Origin of the sequence: Pseudomonas sp. B6001, from assembly GCF_013386015.1 — a bacterium.
In the GTDB taxonomy this organism is placed as follows: Bacteria; Pseudomonadota; Gammaproteobacteria; order Pseudomonadales; family Pseudomonadaceae; genus Aquipseudomonas.
This window is the reverse complement of sequence record NZ_JACAOX010000032.1, coordinates 43,191-66,457: the sequence shown is the minus strand read 5'-3', so window position 1 is coordinate 66,457 and position 23,267 is coordinate 43,191. Positions and strand designations below refer to the sequence as shown.

The 23,267-nt window shown below is 61.4% G+C and carries 21 protein-coding genes; 15 read left to right on the top strand and 6 right to left on the bottom strand.

Features of this window, described 5'->3' with window-relative positions; translation table 11 throughout:
- Positions 1-383: 383 nt before the first annotated feature.
- From paaA to HX821_RS27210, 9 genes are all read left to right on the top strand, one after another.
- Positions 384-1,373, top strand: coding sequence for a 1,2-phenylacetyl-CoA epoxidase subunit PaaA (gene paaA, locus HX821_RS27250; protein WP_177036944.1), 990 nt, complete (start codon positions 384-386; stop codon positions 1,371-1,373).
- A 27-nt stretch (positions 1,374-1,400) separates the two neighbouring features.
- Positions 1,401-1,682 (top strand): 1,2-phenylacetyl-CoA epoxidase subunit PaaB, encoded by a 282-nt coding sequence (paaB, locus tag HX821_RS27245; protein ID WP_003208899.1) that lies wholly within the window; start codon positions 1,401-1,403, stop codon positions 1,680-1,682.
- 8 nt (positions 1,683-1,690) lie between these two features.
- Positions 1,691-2,452, top strand: a complete 762-nt coding sequence (gene paaC / locus HX821_RS27240; protein WP_003208901.1) for a 1,2-phenylacetyl-CoA epoxidase subunit PaaC — start codon at positions 1,691-1,693, stop codon at positions 2,450-2,452.
- Positions 2,439-2,972 carry a 1,2-phenylacetyl-CoA epoxidase subunit PaaD gene (gene paaD / locus HX821_RS27235; protein WP_102368708.1) on the top strand — a complete coding sequence of 178 codons (534 nt, stop codon included), beginning with the start codon at positions 2,439-2,441 and terminating at the stop codon, positions 2,970-2,972. The genes paaC and paaD overlap by 14 nt, the downstream gene beginning before the upstream one ends.
- A gap of 33 nt (positions 2,973-3,005) precedes the next feature.
- Positions 3,006-4,082, top strand: coding sequence for a 1,2-phenylacetyl-CoA epoxidase subunit PaaE (gene paaE / locus HX821_RS27230; RefSeq protein WP_003208905.1), 1,077 nt, complete (start codon positions 3,006-3,008; stop codon positions 4,080-4,082).
- Positions 4,083-4,243: 161 nt separating this feature from the next.
- Entirely contained in the window at positions 4,244-4,552 is a 309-nt protein-coding gene (locus tag HX821_RS27225; RefSeq protein ID WP_177036942.1) for a DUF485 domain-containing protein, read from the top strand.
- Positions 4,549-6,195, top strand: a complete 1,647-nt coding sequence (locus HX821_RS27220; protein ID WP_003208909.1) for a cation acetate symporter — start codon at positions 4,549-4,551, stop codon at positions 6,193-6,195. Before HX821_RS27225 ends, HX821_RS27220 begins: the two co-directional genes overlap by 4 nt.
- 29 nt (positions 6,196-6,224) lie before the next feature.
- Complete coding sequence (gene paaZ / locus HX821_RS27215) at positions 6,225-8,279, top strand: phenylacetic acid degradation bifunctional protein PaaZ (protein WP_177009351.1); 2,055 nt, start codon at positions 6,225-6,227, stop codon at positions 8,277-8,279.
- A 258-nt stretch (positions 8,280-8,537) separates the two neighbouring features.
- The gene (locus tag HX821_RS27210) at positions 8,538-9,089 is read left to right on the top strand and encodes a GNAT family N-acetyltransferase (RefSeq protein ID WP_177036940.1); all 552 of its coding nucleotides are present in this window, start codon (positions 8,538-8,540) and stop codon (positions 9,087-9,089) included.
- A gap of 2 nt (positions 9,090-9,091) precedes the next feature.
- On the opposite strand, the gene HX821_RS27205 is transcribed toward HX821_RS27210, so the two are convergent.
- From HX821_RS27205 to HX821_RS27185, 5 genes are all read right to left on the bottom strand, one after another.
- Complete coding sequence (locus HX821_RS27205; RefSeq protein WP_177036938.1) at positions 9,092-10,105, bottom strand: GNAT family N-acetyltransferase; 1,014 nt, start codon at positions 10,103-10,105, stop codon at positions 9,092-9,094.
- Positions 10,106-10,119: 14 nt separating this feature from the next.
- Positions 10,120-10,953: a taurine dioxygenase gene (gene tauD, locus HX821_RS27200; RefSeq protein ID WP_087694292.1), complete on the bottom strand. Its 834-nt coding sequence runs from the start codon at positions 10,951-10,953 to the stop codon at positions 10,120-10,122.
- A 2-nt stretch (positions 10,954-10,955) separates the two neighbouring features.
- Positions 10,956-11,942: a taurine ABC transporter substrate-binding protein gene (tauA, locus tag HX821_RS27195; RefSeq protein WP_177036935.1), complete on the bottom strand. Its 987-nt coding sequence runs from the start codon at positions 11,940-11,942 to the stop codon at positions 10,956-10,958.
- 165 nt (positions 11,943-12,107) lie between these two features.
- Complete coding sequence (locus HX821_RS27190) at positions 12,108-12,977, bottom strand: oxaloacetate decarboxylase (RefSeq protein ID WP_003208921.1); 870 nt, start codon at positions 12,975-12,977, stop codon at positions 12,108-12,110.
- A gap of 142 nt (positions 12,978-13,119) precedes the next feature.
- On the bottom strand, positions 13,120-14,247 hold the full coding sequence (locus HX821_RS27185; RefSeq protein ID WP_177036934.1) for an alpha/beta hydrolase: 1,128 nt from the start codon (positions 14,245-14,247) through the stop codon (positions 13,120-13,122).
- Positions 14,248-14,410: 163 nt separating this feature from the next.
- On the opposite strand from HX821_RS27185, the gene HX821_RS27180 reads away from it, so the two are divergent.
- Complete coding sequence (locus HX821_RS27180) at positions 14,411-15,250, top strand: EcsC family protein (RefSeq protein ID WP_177036932.1); 840 nt, start codon at positions 14,411-14,413, stop codon at positions 15,248-15,250.
- Between the two features lie 216 nt (positions 15,251-15,466).
- Entirely contained in the window at positions 15,467-17,227 is a 1,761-nt protein-coding gene (locus HX821_RS27175) for an EAL domain-containing protein (protein ID WP_008436073.1), read from the top strand.
- A 44-nt stretch (positions 17,228-17,271) separates the two neighbouring features.
- On the opposite strand, the gene katG is transcribed toward HX821_RS27175, so the two are convergent.
- Positions 17,272-19,542, bottom strand: a complete 2,271-nt coding sequence (gene katG, locus HX821_RS27170) for a catalase/peroxidase HPI (protein WP_177036930.1) — start codon at positions 19,540-19,542, stop codon at positions 17,272-17,274.
- A 278-nt stretch (positions 19,543-19,820) separates the two neighbouring features.
- On the opposite strand from katG, the gene HX821_RS27165 reads away from it, so the two are divergent.
- Genes HX821_RS27165 through HX821_RS27150 form a run of 4 tightly spaced genes read left to right on the top strand, consistent with a single transcriptional unit; the run spans position 19,821 to position 23,263 of the window.
- Positions 19,821-20,411: an amino acid synthesis family protein gene (locus HX821_RS27165; RefSeq protein ID WP_087694298.1), complete on the top strand. Its 591-nt coding sequence runs from the start codon at positions 19,821-19,823 to the stop codon at positions 20,409-20,411.
- A 42-nt stretch (positions 20,412-20,453) separates the two neighbouring features.
- Positions 20,454-21,287 (top strand): alpha/beta fold hydrolase, encoded by an 834-nt coding sequence (locus HX821_RS27160; protein WP_102368700.1) that lies wholly within the window; start codon positions 20,454-20,456, stop codon positions 21,285-21,287.
- On the top strand, positions 21,284-22,765 hold the full coding sequence (locus HX821_RS27155; protein ID WP_087694300.1) for an aldehyde dehydrogenase: 1,482 nt from the start codon (positions 21,284-21,286) through the stop codon (positions 22,763-22,765). The genes HX821_RS27160 and HX821_RS27155 overlap by 4 nt, the downstream gene beginning before the upstream one ends.
- A gap of 12 nt (positions 22,766-22,777) precedes the next feature.
- Positions 22,778-23,263 (top strand): flavin reductase family protein, encoded by a 486-nt coding sequence (locus HX821_RS27150; RefSeq protein ID WP_010567340.1) that lies wholly within the window; start codon positions 22,778-22,780, stop codon positions 23,261-23,263.
- Positions 23,264-23,267 lie beyond the last annotated feature (4 nt).

Genomic DNA, 23,267 nt, shown 5'->3' with positions numbered 1-23,267 from the left:
GGGGCTTTTTTTTGCTCGTTTTTTGGGGTGGGGGTAGAGCAACAGCAAAATCAAAGGCGCACACGGTTCAAATGTGGGAGCGGGCTTGCTCGCGAAGGTCGTTAACGATGACGCGGGCATCCTGATTCAACGCGGCGCACTCAGGTTCTTCGCGAGCAAGCCCGCTCCCACATAAAGCGGCCCTGTTTTTTGCCTACTGGCCCTGCTTACCACGATGACCGGGAACCCTATGCCGCCGTTACCGTAGCGACAGATATCTGCTCCCTTCCCGCAAAGCGATACAAAAAACAATACCGACACCATATTTTGTGTTTGATATTAATTTCCGTATCGCTTATAAAGTCCTCCATGCCTACGACAAAACACAAGGCGGGAGACCCCCCATGTACGCACAGCTTGTAGAAACTGGAGTAAAGCGCATCAAGGACCTCTCCGAGATGTCCGACCAGGAACGCGCCTTCCAGGAAAAAATCGACGCCGAAATCAAGATCGAAGCCAAGAACTGGATGCCCGACGCCTACCGTCAAACCCTGATCCGCCAGATCTCCCAACACGCCCACTCGGAAATCGTCGGCATGCTGCCCGAGGGCAACTGGGTCACCCGCGCCCCCACCCTCAAACGCAAGCTGCAACTGATGGCCAAGATCCAGGACGAAGCCGGCCACGGCCTGTACCTCTACAGCGCCATGGAAACCCTGGGCGCCGACCGCGACGAAGAAATCGCCAAGCTCCACAGCGGCAAGGCCAAGTACTCCAGCATCTTCAACTACCCCACCCTGAACTGGGCCGACATGGGCGCAGTAGGCTGGCTGGTAGACGGCGCCGCCATCGTCAACCAGGTGGTACTGCAGCGCACCTCCTACGGCCCCTACTCCCGGGCCATGGTGCGCATCTGCAAGGAAGAAAGCTTTCACCAGCGCCAGGGCTACGAACTGCTGCTGACCATGATGCGCCAGGGCACCCAGGCGCAAAAAGACATGGTCCAGGACGCGATCAACCGCCTCTGGTGGCCATCGCTGATGATGTTCGGCCCCAGCGACGAACACTCCCCCAACAGCGCCCAATCCATGGCCTGGAAAATCAAGCGCCAGAGCAACGACGAACTGCGCCAGCGCTTCATCGACCAGACCATCCCGCAGCTGGAGCTGCTGGGCTGCACCTGCCCCGACCCGGACCTGAAGTGGAACGCCGAACGCGGCCATTACGATTTCGGCGAGATCCAGTGGAGCGAGTTCTACGAAGTGCTCAAGGGCAACGGCCCGTGCAACCAGGAACGCGTCGCCACCCGCCGCAAGGCGATTGAAGACGGTGCCTGGGTACGCGAAGCCGCCGTCGCCTACGCCCGTAAAAAACAGAACAAGAACGCCGCCTGATCGGCCACCTGATGTGGAGTCACCGCTATGTCTGAATGGACCCTGTTTGAAGTCTTCGTGCGCAGCAAGCACGGCCTGAATCACAAGCATGTGGGCAGCGTGCATGCCGCCGACACCACCATGGCCATCGAGAATGCCCGGGAGCTGTACACCCGCCGCAGTGAAGGCGTGAGCCTGTGGGTAGTGCCTTCCGCGCTGATCACCGCCTCGTCGCCGGACGAGAAAGACCCGCTGTTCGACCCGGCCGACGACAAGGTCTACCGCCACGCCAGCTTCTACGAGTTGCCGGCCGAAGTCGGGCATATGTGAGGTCGACCATGAACCCTGAAACCGATCTGATCGAATACCTGCTGCGCCTCGGCGACAGCGCCCTGATCCAGGGCCAGCGCCTGTGCCAGTGGTGCGGCCATGCGCCGGCGCTGGAAGAAGAACTGGCGCTGATGAACGTCGGCCTCGACCTGGTGGGCCAGGCGCGCAACTGGCTGGAATACGCCGCCGAGCTGCTGGACGACGGGCGCGACGCCGATCACCTGGCCTTCCGCCGGGATGAGCGGGCCTATCGCAACCTGCTGCTGGTGGAACAACCCAACGGCGACTACGCGGTGACCATCCTCAAGCAATTCCTGTATGACGCCTGGCACTTGCCGGTGTTGAGCGGCCTGGCCCAATCCAGCGACGAACGCATCGCCGGCATCGCGGCCAAGGCGGTGAAGGAAGTCACCTATCACCTGCGCCGCTCCGGCGAGTGGGTGGAGCGCCTGGGAGACGGCACCGAGGAAAGCCATAAACGCATGCTCGCGGCGATCCCCGAGCTGTGGCGGTTCACCGTGGAACTGACCGGCGCCGACGACAGTGAACAGCGCCTGCACGCCGCCGGCATTACGCCGGACGCCGCTCAGGTTGCCGCAGCGTGGCAGACCCAGGTCAGCGAAATCTTTACCAGCGCCACCCTGCCCCTGCCGCCTGCTGCGAGCTATTTCTACCTGGATGCACGCCGCGGTTTGCACAGCGAGCACCTGGGAATTTTGTTGGCGGAAATGCAGTTTTTGCCCCGAGCGTACCCCGATGCAACCTGGTGAGCTGATCGCCAGCGACCAGGGCGCACGCCCGGCGCAACCCACCGACCTGGCTGCCGCGTGGGCCACCCTGGCGCAGGTCATGGACCCGGAAGTGCCGGTGGTGAGCGTGGTCGACCTGGGCATAGTGCGCGACCTGGACTGGCAGGCCGGCCACTTGCATGTGGTGGTCACGCCGACCTACTCCGGCTGCCCCGCCACCGAAGTGATCGAGGGCGACATCCGCGATGCATTGGAGCTGGCAGGTTTCCGCGCCCCGCAACTGGAACGCAAGCTGACCCCGGCCTGGACCACCGACTGGATCACCAGCAGCGGCCGCGAACGCCTGCGGGCCTACGGCATCGCACCGCCCCAAGGCAGTAGCAGCAAACGCAGCCTGCTGGGAGAAAGCCCGGTGATTGCTTGCCCGCAATGCGGCAGCACCCACACCGAAGTGCTCAGCGAATTCGGCTCCACCGCCTGCAAGGCGCTGTACCGCTGCCGCGATTGCCTGGAACCGTTCGACTATTTCAAGTGCATCTGAGGGGCCAGCGGCCCGCTTGGTTGGAGAACAACAATGAGCAAATTTCACAGCCTGACCATCAAGGATGTGCGCAACGAGACCCGTGACGCGGTGTCCATCGCCTTCGAGATTCCGCAGCATCTGCAAGACAGCTTCCACTTCACCCAGGGCCAGCACCTGGTGATGCGCACCCAGCTGGATGGCGAGGAAGTGCGCCGTTCCTATTCGATCTGCACCGGGGTCAATGACGGTGAACTGCGCATCGCCATCAAGCGCGTGGCCGGTGGACGGTTCTCCGCATTTGCCAATGAGCAGCTCAAGGCCGGGCACAGCCTGGAAGTGATGCCGCCCGCCGGGCATTTTCATGTGGACCTTGATCCGGCTCGCCACGGCCATTACCTGGCAGTGGCGGCCGGCAGCGGTATCACGCCGATCCTGTCGATCATCAAGACCACCCTGCAAACCGAGCCCCATAGTCGCGTGACGCTGCTGTACGGCAACCGTTCCAGCTCCGGCGCGCTGTTTCGCGAACAGCTCGAAGACCTGAAGAACCGCTACCTGCAGCGCCTGAACCTGATCTTCGTGTTCAGCCGCGAGCAGCAGGATGTCGACCTCTACAACGGCCGCATCAATGCCGAGAAGTGCGAGCAACTGTTCTCCCGCTGGCTCGACGTAAAAGCCCTCGACGCGGCCTTTATCTGCGGCCCGCAGGAGATGACCGAGACCGTGCGCGACAGCCTCAAGGCCAAGGGCATGGCGCCGGAGCGCATCCATTTCGAACTGTTCGCCGCCGCCGGCAGCCAGCACAAGCGCGAGGCCCGCGAAGCGGCGCGGCAAGTGGATGCGGCGGTCAGCCAGATCACGGTGATCAGCGATGGCCGCGCCCTTGCCTTCGACCTGCCCCGCAACACTCAGAGCATCCTCGACGCGGGCAATGCCCAGGGCGCCGAGCTGCCGTATTCGTGCAAGGCCGGCGTGTGCTCCACCTGCAAATGCAAAGTCATCGAAGGCGAAGTGGAGATGGACAGCAACCACGCCCTCGAAGACTACGAAGTGGCCGCCGGCTATGTGCTGTCGTGCCAGGCATTCCCGGTCAGCGACAAGGTGGTACTGGATTTCGATCAGCTTTAAGGACACACCGCTCCCCTGTAGGAGCGAGCTTGCTCGCGAAGATCGTTAACGATGACGCGGGTAGCCTGAATCAACGCGGCGCCCTCAGGTTTTTCGCGAGCAAGCTCGCTCCTACAGGACGCAGGTTTAACCACAACAACAATAAAAAGGAGCACACCACCATGACCCCCGACGATATCGAGCGCATCCGTCGACATCCCGATTTCATCCAGTTGGTACGCCGCAAACAGAACCTGTACTGGTCGCTGTCGCTGATCATGCTGGTGATCTATTTCGGGTTTGTGCTGTTGGTGGCGTTCTCCCCGTCTACCCTCGGGCAGTCGTTGAGCGGCGGCGTGACCACCGTGGGCATGCTGGTGGGTGTGGTGATTGTGCTGCTGGCGTTCGCGCTGACCGGCTTTTATGTGTACCGCGCCAACCATGTGATCGACCCGCTGAACGACAAACTCAAGCAGGAGTGCACAGCATGAGCCGGCTGGTAGCGTGGTTTCTCCTGCCGCTGGCATTGGCCACGGACCTTGCAGTCGCCGCCGACGGCGCATCCCGGCCACTGAACTGGAACGCCATCGGCATGTTCCTGGTGTTCGTGCTGTTCACCCTCGGCGTGACTCGCTGGGCCGCCCTGCGCACCCGTTCCGCCAGCGACTTCTACACCGCCGGCGGCGGTATGAGCGGCTTCCAGAATGGCCTGGCGATTGCCGGCGACATGATCTCGGCGGCGTCATTCCTCGGCATCTCGGCGATGATGTTCCTCAACGGTTATGACGGCCTGCTCTACGCCCTGGGCGTGTTGGCCGGCTGGCCGATCATCCTGTTCCTGATCGCCGAGCGCCTGCGCAACCTGGGCAAGTACACGTTTGCCGATGTGGTGTCCTACCGCCTGGAGCAGACCCCGGTGCGCCTGACCTCGGCCTTCGGCACCCTGACCGTGGCGCTGATGTACCTGGTGGCGCAGATGGTGGGCGCCGGCAAGCTGATCGAGCTGCTGTTCGGCATCGACTACCTGTACGCGGTGATGCTGGTGGGCGTGCTGATGGTGTTCTACGTGACCTTCGGCGGCATGCTCGCCACCACCTGGGTGCAGATCATCAAGGCGGTGATGTTGCTGTTCGGCACCACCTTCATGGCGTTCATGGTGCTCAAGCACTTTGGTTTCAGCACCGAGGCGATGTTCGCCGGGGCCACCGCCGTGCACGCCAAGGGCAGCGCGATCATGGCGCCGGGCGGCTTGCTGTCGAACCCGATCGATGCGATTTCCCTGGGGCTGGGCATGATGTTCGGCACCGCCGGGTTGCCGCATATCCTGATGCGCTTCTTTACCGTCAGCGACGCCAAGGAAGCGCGCAAGAGCGTGTTCTACGCCACCGGTTTCATTGGCTACTTCTACCTGCTGCTGATCATCGTCGGCTTCGGCGCCATCGTCATGGTGGGTACTGACCCAAGCTTCCGGGATGCCAACGGCGCGATCATCGGCGGCGGCAACATGATCGCCGTGCACCTGGCACAGGCCGTGGGCGGCAACCTGTTCCTCGGGTTCATTTCGGCGGTGGCCTTCGCGACCATCCTGGCCGTGGTCGCCGGGCTGGCGTTGTCCGGCGCGTCGGCGGTGTCCCACGACCTGTATGCCTGCGTGATCCGCAAGGGCCAGGCCAGCGAGCAGCAGGAAATCCGCGTGTCGCGCATCGCCACGCTGTGCATCGGCGTGCTGGCGATCATCCTCGGCCTGCTGTTTGAGTCGCAGAACATCGCGTTCCTGTCCGGCCTGGTACTGGCAATCGCCGCCTCGGTGAATTTCCCGGTGCTGTTCCTCTCGATGTACTGGAAGGGCCTGACCACCCGTGGCGCGGTGACCGGCAGCCTGGCGGGACTGGTCTCGGCCATCGTGCTGCTGGTGCTGAGCCCGGCGGTGTGGGTCAACGTACTGCATTACGACAAGGCGCTGTTCCCCTATTCCAACCCTGCCCTGTTTTCCATGAGCCTGGCGTTTTTCAGCGCCTGGGTCTTTTCCGTCACCGACCGCTCGCCCCGCGCTGCCGTTGAACGCGGGCGTTACCTGGCGCAGTTCATTCGCTCCATGACCGGCATTGGTGCCGCAGGCGCCAGCAAACACTAACTCTCATTTTCCAACCCGGAGGAATCGTGATGTCTCACGCCCCTACCCTGCAAAGTTTTATCGCTGGCCGCTGGATCGGCCAACACGGCGCCCAGGTGCTGCGCAGCGCCATTGACGGCCACGAGCTGGCACGCACTCACGAGGAGCGCCCGGACTTCGCCGAAGCCATCGAACACGGGCGCCGCCAGGGTGTCAGCGGGCTGATGGCCCTGGATTTCCAGCAGCGGGCCCAGCGCCTCAAGGCCATCGCGCTGTACCTGAGCGAGCGCAAGGAACAGCTCTACGCCCTCTCCCACCACAGCGGCGCGACCCGTGCCGACAGCTGGATCGATATCGAAGGCGGCAACAGCACGCTGTTCACCTACGCCAGCCTGGGCTCGCGGGAGTTGCCGTCGGGCAATATCGTCCACGAAGGCCCGGCGATGCAGCTGAGCAAGCTCGGCAGCTTTGCCGGCACCCATATCCTGGTGCCTCGTGGCGGCCTGGTGGTGCACATCAACGCGTTCAACTTCCCGATCTGGGGCATGCTGGAAAAATTCGCCCCGAGTTTCCTGGCGGGCATGCCATGCATCGTCAAGCCGGCCAGCGCCACCAGCTACCTGACCGAAGCCGTGGTGCGCCTGATGGACGAATCCGGCCTGCTGCCACCCGGCAGCCTGCAACTGGTGATCGGCAGCACCGGCGACCTGCTCGACCGCCTGCAAGGCCAGGACGTGGTGACCTTCACCGGCTCCGCCGACACCGCCGCCAAGCTGCGGGTCAACCCGAACCTGATCCGCAACTCGGTGCCGTTCAACGCCGAGGCCGACTCGCTGAACTGCGCGATCCTCGCCCCGGACGTAAGCCCGGACGACGAAGAGTTCGAGCTGTTCATCAAGGAAGTCGCCCGGGAAATGACCACCAAGGCCGGGCAGAAATGCACCGCCATTCGCCGCGCCATCGTGCCGGCCAAACACATCGACGCCGTCGCCACCCGCCTGCGGGACCGCCTGAAAAAAGTTGTGGTGGGCGACCCGTCGGTGGAAGGCGTGCGCATGGGCGCACTGGCCTCCCACGACCAGCAGAAAGACGTGGCCGACCGCCTGGAAAGCCTGTTGCAGAGCAGCGACATGCTGTTCGGCGCCCGCGACGGCTTTGAACCCCGCGGTGAAAACGTCAGCCAGGGCGCGTTCTTCGCCCCGACCCTGCTGCAAGCCCGCGACCCGCATGCAGAAGGCGGCGCCCACGACATCGAGGCCTTCGGCCCGGTGAGCACGCTGATGGCCTACGACGACCTCGACGAAGCCCTGGCCCTGGCCGCACGCGGCAAAGGCAGCCTCGTCGCGAGCCTGATCACCAAAGACCCGCAGATCGCTGCCAAAGCCATCCCGGTGGCTGCCGCGTGGCACGGCCGCCTGCTGGTGCTCGACCGCGAATCCGCCGCCGAATCCACCGGCCACGGCTCGCCCCTGCCGCAACTCAAGCACGGCGGCCCGGGCCGCGCCGGTGGCGGCGAAGAACTCGGCGGCTTGCGCGCCGTGAAACACTACCTGCAACGCGCAGCGGTACAGGGCTCACCGACCATGCTGGCGGCGGTCACCGGCGAGTACGTACGCGGCGCCAAGGTCATCGAGACCGAAGTGCACCCGTTCCGCCGCTTCTTCCAGGACCTGCAGATTGGCGAATCGCTGCTGACCCACCGCCGCACCGTCACCGAGGCCGACCTGGTGAACTTCGGCTGCCTGTCGGGCGATCACTTCTACATGCACTTCGATGACATCGCAGCCAAGGAATCGCAATTCGGCAAACGCATTGCCCATGGTTACTTTGTGCTGTCGGCGGCGGCCGGGCTGTTTGTGTCCCCGGCACCGGGGCCGGTGCTGGCGAACTACGGGCTGGACACCCTGCGGTTTATCAACCCGGTGGGCATTGGCGACACCATCCAGGCGCGGCTGACCTGCAAGCGCAAGATCGACCAGGGCAAGAAGAGCCCCCAGGGCATTCCGCAAGGCGTGGTGGCGTGGGATGTGGAGGTGACCAACCAGTTGGGTGAGCTGGTGGCCAGTTATGACATCTTGACGTTGGTGGTCAAACGCGAGGAGTGAGTGCTGAGACCAATGTGGGAGCTGTCGAGCCCCAGCGAGGCTGCGATGGGATCACCGCGCCGTACCTGCCAGACCGCGGCGCCTGCATCGCAGCCTCGCTGGGGCTCGACAGCTCCCACAGTTGATCTCAGTTGATCCCAGTTGATCAGGAGCGTGTATTCGTATCCCGTGACGCCCTGCGTCACCACTGAACAGATTGATTTTTTATTCCGCACGACACACCTTAGCGAATCGTTTTTCTAAAAGGTGACGCCCGCAGTGTCCGATTTTCCGACTCTCAAAACCGAACGCCTGACCCTCAGAGAACTTACACAGGAGGATGCGGTGGGGTTGTTTGCGATTCATAGCGACGCTGAAGCAATGAAGTGGTTCGGTGCCGACCCAATCACCGAGCCTCATCAAGCGGAGCAACTGATCGAGCTGTTTGCCAGTTGGCGCACGTCACCCAATCCGGGGATTCGCTGGGGGATTGAAGACATAGCCACGGCAGCGCTGATCGGTACCTGTGGTTTCTTCAAATGGAATCGTATGTGGCGCAGTTGTGCCATCGGGTTTGAGATGGCGCAATCGGCACAGGGACAGGGGCTCATGAAGGAGGCGGTTTACGCCGCCCTTCGATGGGCGTTCCAGCACATGGAACTCAACAGGATCGAGGCGCTGGTTCATCCTGACAACGCTCGGTCACTGAACCTGCTTGAGAAAGCCGGGTTCGTGCGTGAAGGAACGTTGAGGCAGGCGGGTTACTGGAACGCAGCTCATCAAGACCTGGTTCAGCTTTCGCTGCTGCGTGGGGAGTGTGAGTACCTTTAGTGTCAGCGCGCGGTCCGGCGGTAAACCAGCGTATCGCGTACGCCGAAGTACTCGCAGCGCCGCGCGCCTTGAAGGGTTTCCACCCATTCAAACCCCGTTGCCTCAGCCAGTCGTTGACTGGATATGTTCGCCGAAGAAGTGGTCAGGCGCAGTGTGTGCCCGCTCAACTGCGAAACCAGAGCGGTCAATGCCTCCCTCATCAGCCCATGACCGGCGTGTGCCTGATTGCCCCAATAGCCAACTTCGTAGCTGTGAATATCATCGGCCAGCGGCAGCAGGCCGATACAGCCCACCAATGCTTGGGGATCGTCGCGAGATAACAGGAAATACCGTTTCTCCCCGACAGGCGCATCGAAGTCTTTTGCCGCGCGCTGCAGGCTTTCCTGCGTGTCCTCCAGCGTCCAGTGCGGCTTGCTCCATACGAGAAACTGGCGGTGCAGTGCGTAGCTGGCGTTCAAGGCATCGGCGAGTTTTTCAGCGAGCGCCACGTCGGGCGCAACCAGGGTCATCCGGTCAGTTTGCAGGGTTGTGGGCAGCGGCGCCTGCTGTTCAATGGTTTGCACCCACACGAATCCTTCGTCTTCACTGGGTGGCTCGAGCATGCTGAACACGCTTTTCAGCGCGTCCTCCGGCACCTTTTTGTCGGCATTGCGTTGGGCATTTCGCGATAACGCCAGCTCCAGCGGTGCGCTCACCAGGATGCCGATCACCGGGACTGCATAATCCCTCGCGATGGACAGCAGCTCCTGCCGATGACGCCGCGCCGGCAAAGCAGCATCGAAGACGATTGCGCCGTGCCCCAACCGCTCAAGGTTTTCCGCCACCCAGCGAGACTTGCCCGCCCCCTGCACGCCCATGACCACGTACACATGAGTGCCCTTTGCCGCCTGTGACAGCTCGTGCCTCAACCGCGCATACGCGAGCTGCCATGCCTGTCGATTTCGTTCAGGCGTGAATTCCCTGCCGAACTCGGTTTCCAGATAGTCGTCAGGGTTGATCACCAAGGGCAAGTCCATCGACCGATCCTCCATCAAAAAGGCACGTCACCCAAAATCGTCGCGCGGTGCATCACCCGCCTTTGCGGTCGGTAATCATCAATCGCGTAATGCTGGGTAATGCGGTTATCCCAGAACGCTACATCATTCGCCTTCCATCGCCAACGCACGGTGAATTCCGGACGGCTCACGTGGCTGAACAATAACCGCAACAACGCATCACTTTCCGCCGCCTCAAGCTCATTGATCCGCGTGGTAAAGCCTTCATTCACAAACAACGCCTTGCGCCCGGTGGCAGGATGCGTCCTGACCACCGGGTGTGACAGCGGCGGGTGATCCTTCCGGGCTTTTTCGTAGCGCGCCAATGCTTCGGGCGTGCTGCCGAAGCGCTCGGTGGGAAATGATTTGGTCAATTCGTGGGTGGCGGTCAGGCCGTCGAGCAGTTGCCTGACGGGGGCCGATAACCCTTCAAACGCAGCCACGCCATTGGCCCACAACGTATCCCCGCCGAACGCAGGCACTTGCCTGGCCGCCAACACGGAGCCCATCGCCGGTGCGGCGAGGAAGGTCACATCGGTGTGCCAGATGGCGTTGTCGCGGACATCGGTCACGGCGGTGTCGATCAGCAGCAGTTCCGGGTGCCGGTCAACGTGCGGGTAAATCGGATGCCGGTGCAAATCACCAAACCGCGCGGCAAATGCCACGTGCTGCCCGGGGGTAATGGCCTGGTTACGGAAGAACAACACCTGGTGCTGCAGCAGTGCTTGCTCCACCCAGTCGTGTTGTTGATCCGTCAGAGGCAGGGCCATATCCAGCCCCTCAACCTCCGCGCCGATGGTAGGGCCAAGGGGATGAAGCGTCAGGCCCATGATTATTCTCCGATGAACTTGTCGCTGACGAAGGCGGAATAGTCAGGCAGGACCTTTTCGATTTTTCCCTGCTCTTTCAGAAATTCGGCGGTCTTGCCGATTTCCCTGGCGGTGCCACCGGCGAGGTATTGCGCGCTTTTTTGTTCGGCGGCTGTCGGGAACGACGAGCCTTCGAGCAGCTCGGGAATGTCCGCAGCGTTGGCGCCTGTGAGTCGGGCGATGCTCTTCACGGGGGCAGAATCAGCGGTCCAGTCTTTTTTATGCGCGGCGTAATCGGCAATCGCCGCCAGGCTGACCCTGGCAAAATCGGCAACGACCTTCGGATTCTTTTCAGCGAAATCCTTGTGCGCTACCCACACCTCAAAGGTCGGGGCGCCCCAGTTGGAAACTTCGGCAGCATCCGTGAGGATCTGGCCGGTCTTACGGATTTCACCCAGGGCAGGCGACCAGGTAAACGCCCCGTCGATATCGCCACGGGCCCAGGCGGCGGTGATTTGTGCCGGTGTCAGGTTGACGATGTTGACTTTGCGCGGGTCCAGGTTCCAGTGCTTCAGCGCGCCCAGCAGGCTGTAATGGGAGGTCGACACAAAGGGCACGGCGATGGTTTTGCCGATCAGGTCATCAGGGGTCTTGATCCCGCTGCCGTCGCGAACCACCAGGGCCTCGGAACTGCGAATCTGCGCGCTGACAATGAACGCCACCAGCGGCATGTTTCGCGAAGCCGCCGCGGCCAACGGGCTGGAACCCAGGTTGCCGATCTGCACATCACCGGAAGCCATGGCGGCCAGGACGGCCGGGCCCGCGTCGAATCTGCGCCAATCGATCTTCTGGCCGATACCTTTTTCATATTCGCCATCGGCGATGGCGCGTTTGATCGGGTCGATGCCGTTGATGTAGCCGATGGTGAGGTCAGCGGATTGAGCGCTTAGGGAGAGGACAGCGAGGCCCACGGCCGAGAGGAGGTTGCGGGCCAGTTTCAGCGTGTTCATTTTTATAGATTCCTGAGCGGATAAGACTTGAACAGCGCGGACTCCGGCTCTCCAAGGGTCAACTCAGTTAGATGATATTGATCTATAAAAAATAAAATAAATAATTTTATGGAATTAGCTTAGAGCTTCTGCAGGAGCGATCAAGCTCGCTCCTGCAGGGTCATGTCACTCTTGAACATCCATGAACTCTTTGGCCCAGCTCACGTAGGTGTCGGGGAACGTGTAGGTGTGGGTCAGTTCGCTGGCGGTCAGGTTTGACGTGCTGCGCGTGAGGTTGCGCTGTTCGCGAAGGCTGTCGTAGGTGGCCTTGATCGAGGCGAAGTACGCGCCGTGCCCGGCAACCACAATCCGCACACCCAATTTGGCCAGGCGTTCGTTGTCATTGAGATGCGGGTTGGCGTAGGTCACCAGCATCAACGGGACCGTCAGGCCTTCGGCGATCTGTTCAAGGTGGTCGAAGTCACGGACACCCACCATGCAGATGCCGTCTGCACCAGCTTCTTGATACGCCTTGGTGCGATGGATAACGTCTTCCACTGGCAACACGGCGGCGTTGGTCCGGGCGATGATCGAAAGCTGCGGATCGACCCGTGCCTCCAGGGCCGCCTTGACCTTGCCCACGCCCTCTTCCGTGCTGATGAGGTCGGTGGATTTGCGCCCGAACTGCGCGGGCAGCAGGGTATCTTCAATGGTCAGCGCCGAGACGCCAGCACGCTCCAGTTCCTGGACGGTGCGCATCACGTTCAGTGCATTTCCGTAGCCGTGGTCGGCGTCGGCGATCACCGGAAGCTGCGCCACCCGGCCGATGCGGGTGGCCTGCTCGACGAACTCACTCAGGGTAATCAGCGCGAAGTCCGGTGCAGCCAGGACCTGTAATGACGCCACCGAGCCTCCCAGGATGCCGACTTCGAAGCCCAGGTCTGCAGCGATCCTGGCGGACATCGGGTCGAACACCGAGGCGGTGTGAAAGCAGTGTTGGGAGGCCAGCAGCTCGCGAAACGAGCGCCGTAGATCCTGGTGGGAAATTTTCGACATGTTCACTCCTCACTGTCGCCGTATACGCGGGAACGACCAGTGCCAATTCAAAAGTAAGGCTAGCGTATCACGCCGGAAAAAGATGGTTGATGACGTTTGAGAAACTTATACATCACGCTTGGCGGGGGGAAGCCCGCCGCCATTATTTCAACCGTCCCGCCTCACCCAGCCAGGTTGACGCGCCCTGTTGCAACCATTCGGTGGCGGCGGGATTGTGTTTGACCCGGCTATCCAGGAACGCCACACCCATGGCCTGAATCGCGGCCACCTGCTTGGGGTCCGGCGCCGGTTCGCCCGCCATCGGGCCGCCGCCGCCAGGTTTGGCGCCGTGCTTGTGCCCTCGACCCTTGGGCGCGTCGCCAGACGAAGCACTGCCCTTGTCGGCCTTTTTCGCCGGCCGGCTGAACAGCTCGCTCCCGGACAAGGTCTTGTGCGTCGCACTGTTCAACTCCAGCTGAACACTGCCCGCCGCTGTCACCGACTCGCCCAACACCTCTCGCTGACGGTAAGAGCTGACCCAGTTGAACGGGTCTTCATCCTGCTGGCCGGTCATCGACAGCACGGGCGCCGTTATCCGGGCAAACACGTCCGGCCGGGCATCGGCGTCCACATAAGGGCTGAGCAGCAACACCGCCTTGGGTTGAATCCCGACGCCCGGGGTGGCCCCGGGCTCCAGCGCCCCGGCGAGTGCTTCTGCGGTCTGCGCGCCAAAATCAAAGCCGGCCACCACCACCTGGTTCCAGTCGATGGCCGCCAGTTGCGCGTCGCCTTTGGCGGCCCGTGCCCGAACTTCGTTCAGGACTTTCTGCAAGGTCGACAGCCTGTCACGCAGGGCGGCGGCGGAGTAATGACTGCTCGCCATCCCACGAAAGTCACCATATACCGCCTGCTGCGAGGCAAAGATCGACTGATCATGGGCGGGCTCCTGAACCGACAGCACCGCATAACCGGCCTGCGCCCAAGCCTTGCGCCACGCCACCCCGCCCGAGGCCGGCTCACCCAAACCCGGCAAGTAGATAATCAGCGGCAGGCGCTCATGGGTCACCGGTGCCAGCCACGCAACGTTCACCGATTGCTTGTCGAGCTGCCAGGTCGCGCCCCAGCCGGACGTTTCATAATGGGACGGTTGATACGCGGTGCTCAGTTCCTTGTTGACCCGCTCGCTGAATTCGGCCCGCGGGTTTGGCGGATCGCCCGCACACCCCGCAATCAATCCCAGGCTGCCCACCAGGGCGCTCACCGCCAGCCAGTACCGAGGTTGAAGGTTCATTCGATTCACACCGCCGTTCAGTTCAAGGTAACTGGCAGCCTAACCGACCCGCCGGCGAACGCAGCACCCGCGCAGGTAAAGAATGGGTAAAGCGTGACGGCACGATGGCCCTCTTCGCGGGTCTTTGTTTTATCAAAGCCGGAAAAATTTCAAGGAGACGCCTGTGAGCATCAGAGACAATCCCGAGGACTATCAGGATCTCAAGCGGGCCGTCGGTTTGCTGGAGTCACCCTCCCTGACGGCCAGGCTGTCCGGCATGATCGGCTCCCCGATTGAAAGCGCGGTAAAGGCATTGCCGGGGGTGGTTTCCAAACAGATCAATGGCGCGGTGGCGGCAGCGCTGCATTCATCCGCCGGCGCGGCGCTGAAAAGCCTGGACAACAGTCCGAGAAAACCGGCCTCGACCCGGCTGCACAAGGCTTTTGCGGCCACCTCGGGCGCCATCGGCGGGGCCTTCGGTTTCGCGGCGCTGTTTATCGAGCTGCCGATCTCCACCACCATCATGATGCGCGCGGTCGCCGACGTGGCGCGCAGCGAGGGTTTCGACCTGGGCGACTTTTCGACCAAACAAGCCTGCATCGAGGTGTTTGCCATGGGTGGCACCAGCCAGGCCGACGATGCAACGGAGACCGGTTACTACATGACCCGCAGCTTCACCACCCAGGCCATGCAACAACTGTCCAAGGAACTGGCGGGGATCGCCGCCAAGCAGGGCTCCAAGGCCATCAGCAGCTTGTCCCCGGGCCAAGCCGGGAAATGGCTGGCGATCCTCATCGATAAAGTCGCGACACGTTTTGGCTTTACCATTTCCAGCAAGTTCGCAGCCCAGGCCGTTCCGGTGATGGGCGCCTTTACCGGGGCGACGATCAATACGCTGTTCACCCACTTCTACCAGGACATGGCGCGGGGGCACTTCATCGTGAAACGGCTGGAAGAGAAATATGGTTTTGAGCCCATCAAGGATGCGTACATGGCCATCAAGGCGGCGCCCCGGGTGAACTAAAAGCGCGGAAATGCCGGAAAAATTTTTAATGCCGTGCATCCACTTCGCTGCCCCGCGCGTACATTCATCCGCAGGGCGCAAGAATTAGGGAGATACGCAGGAAGAGATCACCCGGACGCCATACCCTTGAGCTATCTGATGAATAGAAAAACAACATCATAATGATGGCACTGTCTGATACCTTGTTGTACGAACATAACCACTTTGAGGATTGTCATGGGCGAAGGCGCTCCTATTCCGCCGAATGAAATTGAACGGCTAAAAGAGGTCGCGAAATTTTGTCCAACCGACAGCGATAGTGATGATGTATTTGAAAAGATCGTCGAGATGGCGTCTGCCTATTACAACGCCCCCATCGCACTGATTTCAATTGTCGATAAACACCGGCAATGGTTCAGGGCACGGGTGGGAATTACAGAAACGCAGACACCGCGAGAAGTGTCTTTTTGCGCCTACTCTACCCTGGACAACGCCCTGCTGGAGGTGTCGGACGCAACGCTGGATGCCCGCTTCAAAGACAATCCCCTGGTCACGGGGCCGCCGCATATTCGTTATTACGCGGGCGCGCCATTGATCACGGAGGATGGCTTTACCCTGGGAAGTCTCTGCATCATTGATACCGTCCCCCGCCCTCCCATGAGCGAGCGTGACAGTGCAATGCTCAACGACTTTGCCGAGCTGGTCATGATGCGCATACAGGGCATGCGGTCCCGCAACTTCGTAGACCAACCGACTGGGCTATTCAATCGACTCAGGCTTGAGGAAGATATACGTCAAGCGCTTAAGCTTGAAAACGCGTGCCATGTGTACGCAGTTGACATTATTTCGCCAAAGTTTCTCAACGATATTGTAAAGGCCCTGGGCTACAGCTTTGCCGGAGACCTGGTTCTGGCGATCAAATCTCGCCTGCAAAACCTGTTACCCGCGCAGTGCCTGCTTTACAAAATCAGCCCGACGCGGTTTGGCTTCATCCTTGAGGAGAATCAAACCACCGAGCACATCTGCGAAAGTATTCTCAAGGACTTCAAAAAGCCTGTTGAATGCCACGGCATCCCCATCCTCATGCAAGTCGGGATTGGCGTGCTGCCCATTCACCACTCCGGCCAGCAAGACTGGCTGCGCCTGCTGGTGAGTGCGGCAGATGAGGCGCGTGACCGCAAGCTGGGCTGGTCTCTTTATGAACCCCAGTTTGATGCAGCTCAACAACGCGCGTTCATGTTGCTGAGTTCGTTGCCGGAAGCGGTCAGCTGCGACAAACAGTTCAGCCTGGTGTATCAGCCCAAAGTCAAACTGCCCTCGGGAAGCTGTGATTCGGTAGAGGCATTGCTACGCTGGACCCATCCGTTGCTTGGCCCCATCAGCCCTGCCGAGTTCATCCCCCTGGCCGAAAAAACCGCGTTGATACCGTCCGTTGGATTATGGGTGCTCAACGCAATCATCCGGCAAGCCGCAGCCTGGAAAGCACAAGGCGTGCGCCTGCGAATAGCGATGAACATTACCGTCAGCGATCTGGAAAGCTCCGAGTTCGTGGACGCGATGATTCATGAGCTTCACCGGCATGACCTTGACCCTGCCGACTTTGAACTTGAGTTTACCGAAAGCATGTTGATGACCAACCCTGAGGAAGTCATCCGGCAACTGCAGCGCGTTCGGCAGATTGGCATAGAGGTCGCGGTTGATGATTTCGGCACGGGCTACAGTAACTGGGCGTACCTGAAGGAACTGCCGGCCACTACCGTCAAGCTGGATCAATCATTGATCAGCGGGCTGGGCAGCAATCAAAATGACAAGCAGTTGGTTAAAACCCTGATAGGCCTGGCGAAAGGGCTCGGCTACCGAGTCGTTGCCGAAGGCGTAGAAAACCAGGAAATCCTCGACCTCTTGATACAGTGGGGATGTTCCGAAGCGCAGGGCTACCTGATAGCAAAGCCCATGACCGCAACGGACCTGGAAACCTGGATAAGCCCAGGCCGCTAGCGAACAGGCCCACAGCGTGGGCCTGTAAACGTCAGGCGCCAGTGTCAGGCCAGTTCAAAGCGATCCAGGTTCATCACCTTGGTCCAGGCCGCCACGAAGTCCTCGACGAACTTCTCCTCGGCGTCGGCACTGCCATAGACTTCGGACAGCGCCCTCAACTGGGCATGCGAACCGAACACCAGGTCGACCCGGGTGCCCGTCCACTTGATGGCACCGGTCTTGCGGTCATGCGCCTCAAAGGTATCGTGGCTGCCGGTGACTGGCTTCCATTCAACGCCCATGTCCAGCAGGTTCCTGAAGAAGTCATTGGTCAGGGTTCCCGGGCGCTCGGTGAACACCCCGTGCTTGCTTTCCCCGACATTGATACCCAAGACCCGCAGTCCGCCCAACAGCACCGTCATTTCGGGTGCGGTCAATGTCAGCAGTTGCGCCTTGTCGATCAGCAACGCTTCGGCCGACACCTTGTAGTGCCCCTTCTGGTAGTTGCGAAAGCCATCGGCGACCGGTTCAAGGAAACCGAACGACTCGACATCCGTCTGCTCCTGGGAAGCATCCGTGCGCCCTGCCGTGAAAGGCACCGTGGTCTGGCGGCCGGCATTTTTGGCCGCCCGCTCAACCCCCACGCTGCCCGCCAGCACGATCAGATCGGCCAGGGAAATCCTTTTGCCTCCCGTCTGTGCGGCATTGAAGTCGCCCTGAATAGCTTCGAGACGCTTCAGTACGCCCGACAGTTGCTCAGGCTGGTTGACCGCCCAGTCCTTCTGCGGAGCCAGGCGCAGGCGCCCGCCATTGGCTCCCCCGCGTTTATCGGAGCCGCGGAAGGTGGACGCCGCTGCCCATGCCGTCGAAACCAGCTGCGAGACCGTCAGCCCCGCGGCGAGAATCTTTTGCTTGAGCGCCGCCACATCCTGCTCATCCACCAGTGGATGATCGACCGCAGGAATCGGGTCCTGCCACAGCAACTCTTCCGCGGGGGTTTCCGGGCCGAGATAACGCGCAAGCGGGCCCATGTCGCGGTGGGTAAGTTTGAACCAGGCACGGGCAAAGGCGTCTGCCAGTTGGTCCGGGTTGGCCAGGAAACGTCGGGAGATCTGTTCGTACGCCGGATCGAAACGCAGCGCCAGGTCCGAGGTCAGCATGCTCGGCGCATGCCGCCTGCCGGCGTCATGGGCATCCGGAACCTTGCCGGCGCCGGCACCGTTCTTCGGCGTCCACTGGTGGGCGCCCGCTGGGCTCCTGGTCAGTTCCCATTCAAAGCCGAAGAGGTTTTCGAGGTACTCATTGCTCCATCTTGTCGGCGTCGAAGTCCAGGTCACCTCCAGCCCGCTGGTGATGGTGTCACCGCCCTTGCCACTGCCGAAGCTGTTTTTCCAGCCCAGCCCCTGCTCTTCCAGGCCAGCCGCTTCCGGTTCCGGGCCGACGTTATCCGCCGGACCTGCGCCGTGGGTCTTGCCGAAGGCGTGACCGCCGGCGATCAGGGCTACGGTCTCTTCGTCATTCATCGCCATGCGACCGAAGGTTTCACGGATATCCTTCGCCGAGGCGACCGGATCCGGAACACCTTCAGGCCCTTCCGGGTTCACGTAGATCAAGCCCATCTGCACAGCGGCGAGGGGATTTTCCAGGTTGCGCTCACCGCCCCCGGTGCGGCTTTCTTCGTTGCCATGGTTCTGCGGTTCAGCCACCAACGGACCATCACCCGGCTGCTGCATTTTCTTTTGCACGCCGTAACGCTCTTCTCCCCCCAGCCACGTGGTCTCGGCGCCCCAGTAAACGTCCTCGTCCGGCTCCCAGACATCCGGGCGACCACCGGAGAACCCGAAGGTCTTGAACCCCATCGACTCCAGCGCAACGTTACCGGTGAGTACGATCAAATCGGCCCAGGAAATCCGCCGGCCGTACTTTTGCTTGACCGGCCAGATCAGGCGACGCGCCTTATCCAGGCTGACGTTGTCAGGCCAGCTGTTGAGCGGTGCAAAGCGCTGCTGACCGGAACCGGCACCGCCGCGACCGTCGGCGGTACGGTAGGTCCCGGCGCTGTGCCAGGCCATGCGAATGAACAGCGGGCCGTAATGGCCAAAGTCCGCAGGCCACCAGTCCTGGGATTGCGTCATGACATCGCGCAAATCCTGCTTGACCGCTTCGAAGTCAAGGCTCTTGAACGCCTTGGCGTAATCGAAGCCCTGACCCATGGGGTCGCTGAGGGAGGAATGCTGATGCAGGATCTTCAGGTTCAGTTGCTGGGGCCACCAGTCTCGGTTCGTGGTGCCGCCACCCGCAGCGTGGTTGAAAGGGCATTTCGATTCAGTTGACATGCTTGGCACACCTTTTAGTGACGTTTTCAAAGATTAGCCTCGTTCGCAGAAAACTCTAATAGCTGCAACGTTATCCCCTGATAGACCTGTTCTTGGGATTGAAAGCCGTCCTGGGGCCCCGCCCTGCATAAGAGCCACTGGGATCTCAAGACCAGAAAAAGCCATCCGCTCGACCTTTTATCGCGCGAACCCATCTTCAGTTTGCTTGCAGCTCTTGCGCTTGCGGTATTATGGTATACCATCATACATAAACCAATCAGCACCCAGGTGGAGCAGCCATGAGTTTTGAAATCCGCAAGATCGTCAGCTATGTAGAAGAAACCTTTATTGAAGGCGGCAAGGCCTCCGACACGCCAGTGACTATGGTGGGCCTGGCTGTCGTCCTGAAAAACCCGTGGCTGGGTCGCGGTTTTGTCGAAGACCTGAAACCGGAAATCCGTGCCAACTGCTCGGATCTCGGCGCACTGATGGTGGAGCGCCTGATTGGCATTATCGGTGGTGCAGACAACATCGAAGCCTATGGCAAGGCCGCCGTGGTCGGTGCCGACGGTGAAATCGAACACGCCTCGGCAATCATCCATACCCTGCGCTTTGGCAACCACTACCGCGAAGCGGTCAAGGCCAAGAGCTACCTGAGTTTTACCAACAAGCGCGGTGGCCCGGGCACATCGATTCAAATCCCGATGATGCACAAGGATGACGAAGGGCTGCGCTCGCACTACATCACCTTGGAAATGCAGATAGAAGATTCCCCGCGTGCCGACGAGATCGTGGTGGTCCTTGGGTGCGCCGACGGCGGCCGCCTGCACCCACGCATCGGCAACCGTTACATCGACCTGGAAGAGCTGGCAGCCGAGAAAGCCCAGTAAGCAAGACCGGTCACCCAAACAAAAAATATGCAGGAGCGCTCCATGATTCAGCTCACCGCTGATCGCACCCCGGCTGGCACCAGTTATCTGGCGACCGGCCAAGGCCAGCCTGTGGTTTTGATCCACGGCGTGGGCCTGAATAAAGAAATGTGGGGCGGGCAAGTCGTTGGCCTGGCCACGAATTATCGCGTGATCACCTATGACATGCTGGGCCATGGCGCCAGCCCACGCCCGGCTGCCGGCACCCCGCTGCTGGGGTATGCCGACCAGTTGCTGGAACTGCTCGACCACCTGCAACTGCCTCAGGCAACGGTGATCGGGTTTTCCATGGGCGGCCTGGTTGCGCGGGCGTTTGCCTTGCATTACCCCGAACGCCTGCAAGGCCTGGTGGTGCTCAACAGTGTGTTCAACCGCAGCGCCGAACAGCGTGCCGGGGTGATCGCACGCACTGCCCAGGCCGCCGAGCATGGCCCGGATGCGAATGCCGAAGCCGCGCTGTCACGCTGGTTCAGCCGCGAGTACCAGGCAGCCAACCCGGCGCAGATCGCTGCGCTGCGTGAAACCCTGGCGGGCAACGACCCCCAGGGCTACCTCACCACGTACGAGCTGTTCGCGACCCAGGACATGTACCGCGCCGACGACCTCAAGGGTTTGCGCGCGCCGACCCTGGTCGCCACCGGTGAACTCGACCCGGGCTCGACCCCGGAGATGGCCCGGCAACTGGCCGATCGCATTCCCGGTGCGACGGTTGCAGTGCTGGCCGAGCAACGGCATATGATGCCAGTGGAATCGCCGCGGCTGGTCAACCAACTGCTGCTGGGCTTTCTTGACACGGTGTACACCCAAAAAAATCCAATAAAGGGGATCGTTGCATGACACTCGCACGCTTCCAGATGTGCATCGGCGGTGAATGGGTCGATGCCCTGTCCGGCAAGACTTTCGACAGCCTCAACCCGGCCCTGGCCGAACCCTGGGCGCAACTGCCCGACGCCGACGAGACGGATGTGGAGCGCGCCGTGCAGGCCGCGCAAAGCGCCTTCGACAGCCCGGCCTGGCGTGGCCTCACCGCTACCGCGCGGGGCAAACTGCTGCGCCGCCTGGGAGATTTGATTGCCGAAAACAAGGAACAACTGGCACAGCTCGAAAGCCGCGACAATGGCAAGCTGATCCGCGAGACACGCGGTCAGGTCAGTTACCTGCCGGAGTTCTTCCATTACACGGCAGGCCTGGCCGACAAGCTTGAGGGCGGCACCCTGCCGCTGGACAAGCCGGACCTCTTCGCCTACACCGTGCACGAAGCCATGGGCGTGGTGGCCGCGATCATTCCATGGAACAGCCCGCTGTACTTGACCGCGATCAAACTCGCGCCGGCCCTGGCAGCGGGTAATACCATCGTGATCAAACCGTCGGAGCACGCCTCGGCGACCATCCTCGAACTGGCGCGCCTGGCCCTGGAGGCTGGCATTCCGCCGGGCGTGGTCAATGTGGTGACTGGCTACGGCCCAAGCACCGGCGCCGCCCTCACCCGCCACCCTTTGGTGCGCAAGATCGCCTTTACCGGCGGCGCAGCCACGGCGCGGCACGTAGTACGCAGCAGCGCCGAGAACTTCGCCAAGCTGTCGCTGGAACTGGGCGGCAAGTCACCGAACATCATCTTTGCCGATGCCGACCTCGACAGCGCCATCAATGGTGCGATTGCCGGGATATACGCGGCGTCGGGGCAAAGCTGTGTGTCTGGCTCGCGCCTGCTGGTGCAGGATGAAATCTACGACGAATTCGTCGAGCGCCTGGTAGAGCGCGCCAAACGCATTCGCATCGGCAACCCGCAGGACGACGCCAGTGAAATGGGCCCCATGGCCACCGCACAGCAACTGGCCGTGGTCGAAGGCCTGGTGGCGGATGCCATCGCTGAAGGTGCGCGCCTGCGTACCGGTGGCAAGCGTCCGCAGAACCTGGGCGAAGGCTGGTTCTATGAGCCGACCCTGTTCGAGTGCGACCGCAACTCGATGAAGATCATGCAGGAAGAAGTGTTCGGCCCGGTGGCCTCGGTCATCCGTTTCAAGGACGAAGCCGAAGCCCTGGCCATCGCCAACGACTCTCAGTTCGGCCTCGCCGCCGGCATCTGGACCCGCGACCTCGGTCGTGCCCACCGCCTGGCCCGCGACGTGCGTTCGGGGATTATCTGGGTCAACACCTACCGCGCCGTCTCGGCCATGGCGCCCATTGGCGGCTTCAAGAACAGCGGCTATGGACGTGAAAGTGGCATCGATTCGGTACTGGCTTACACCGAGCTGAAGACGGTGTGGATCAACCTTTCCCAGGCGCCCATGCCTGATCCTTTTGTGATGCGTTAAGAGACCCCGACCATGATCGAACCCGGCATTTACAAAGACGTCATGAGTTCATTCCCGTCCGGGGTGACGGTCGTCACTACCCTCGACCCGGATGGCGGCATCGTCGGCATCACCGCCAGCGCATTCAGTGCGCTGTCGATCGACCCGGCACTGGTCCTGTTCTGCCCCAACTATGCATCGGACACCTATCCGATCCTGCGCGACAGCAAGCGCTTTGCGATTCATTTGCTGTCCGCCGACCAGACCGCCGAAGCCTATGCCTTTGCCAGCAAGGGCAAGGAAAAGGCCAAGGGCATCGAGTGGCACTTGAGCGAACTGGGCAATCCGCTGCTGGCCAAGGCCACGGCGATCATCGAGTGCGAGTTGTGGCGCGAATACGACGGTGGCGATCACGCGATCATCGTCGGAGCGGTGAAAAACCTGATCCTGCCCGAGCAACCGGTCACACCGATGATCTACCACAAGGGCAAGCTGGGCCCGCTGCCCACCCTGGCCTGAGGAG

What these genes read in the sequence shown, in the direction of transcription:
- HX821_RS27150 (WP_010567340.1), top strand. Translation starts at nt 22,778, where the DNA reads ATGATCGAACCCGGCATTTACAAAGACGTCATGAGTTCATTCCCGTCC.
- HX821_RS27225 (WP_177036942.1), top strand. Translation starts at nt 4,244, where the DNA reads ATGACCCCCGACGATATCGAGCGCATCCGTCGACATCCCGATTTCATC.
- HX821_RS27165 (WP_087694298.1), top strand. Translation starts at nt 19,821, where the DNA reads ATGAGTTTTGAAATCCGCAAGATCGTCAGCTATGTAGAAGAAACCTTT.
- paaE (WP_003208905.1), top strand. Translation starts at nt 3,006, where the DNA reads ATGAGCAAATTTCACAGCCTGACCATCAAGGATGTGCGCAACGAGACC.
- paaC (WP_003208901.1), top strand. Translation starts at nt 1,691, where the DNA reads ATGAACCCTGAAACCGATCTGATCGAATACCTGCTGCGCCTCGGCGAC.
- tauA (WP_177036935.1), bottom strand. Translation starts at nt 11,942, where the DNA reads ATGAACACGCTGAAACTGGCCCGCAACCTCCTCTCGGCCGTGGGCCTC.
- HX821_RS27155 (WP_087694300.1), top strand. Translation starts at nt 21,284, where the DNA reads ATGACACTCGCACGCTTCCAGATGTGCATCGGCGGTGAATGGGTCGAT.
- HX821_RS27205 (WP_177036938.1), bottom strand. Translation starts at nt 10,105, where the DNA reads ATGGACTTGCCCTTGGTGATCAACCCTGACGACTATCTGGAAACCGAG.
- HX821_RS27185 (WP_177036934.1), bottom strand. Translation starts at nt 14,247, where the DNA reads ATGAACCTTCAACCTCGGTACTGGCTGGCGGTGAGCGCCCTGGTGGGC.
- paaA (WP_177036944.1), top strand. Translation starts at nt 384, where the DNA reads ATGTACGCACAGCTTGTAGAAACTGGAGTAAAGCGCATCAAGGACCTC.
- HX821_RS27175 (WP_008436073.1), top strand. Translation starts at nt 15,467, where the DNA reads ATGGGCGAAGGCGCTCCTATTCCGCCGAATGAAATTGAACGGCTAAAA.
- HX821_RS27190 (WP_003208921.1), bottom strand. Translation starts at nt 12,977, where the DNA reads ATGTCGAAAATTTCCCACCAGGATCTACGGCGCTCGTTTCGCGAGCTG.
- paaD (WP_102368708.1), top strand. Translation starts at nt 2,439, where the DNA reads ATGCAACCTGGTGAGCTGATCGCCAGCGACCAGGGCGCACGCCCGGCG.
- katG (WP_177036930.1), bottom strand. Translation starts at nt 19,542, where the DNA reads ATGTCAACTGAATCGAAATGCCCTTTCAACCACGCTGCGGGTGGCGGC.
- HX821_RS27220 (WP_003208909.1), top strand. Translation starts at nt 4,549, where the DNA reads ATGAGCCGGCTGGTAGCGTGGTTTCTCCTGCCGCTGGCATTGGCCACG.
- HX821_RS27160 (WP_102368700.1), top strand. Translation starts at nt 20,454, where the DNA reads ATGATTCAGCTCACCGCTGATCGCACCCCGGCTGGCACCAGTTATCTG.
- paaB (WP_003208899.1), top strand. Translation starts at nt 1,401, where the DNA reads ATGTCTGAATGGACCCTGTTTGAAGTCTTCGTGCGCAGCAAGCACGGC.
- paaZ (WP_177009351.1), top strand. Translation starts at nt 6,225, where the DNA reads ATGTCTCACGCCCCTACCCTGCAAAGTTTTATCGCTGGCCGCTGGATC.
- tauD (WP_087694292.1), bottom strand. Translation starts at nt 10,953, where the DNA reads ATGGGCCTGACGCTTCATCCCCTTGGCCCTACCATCGGCGCGGAGGTT.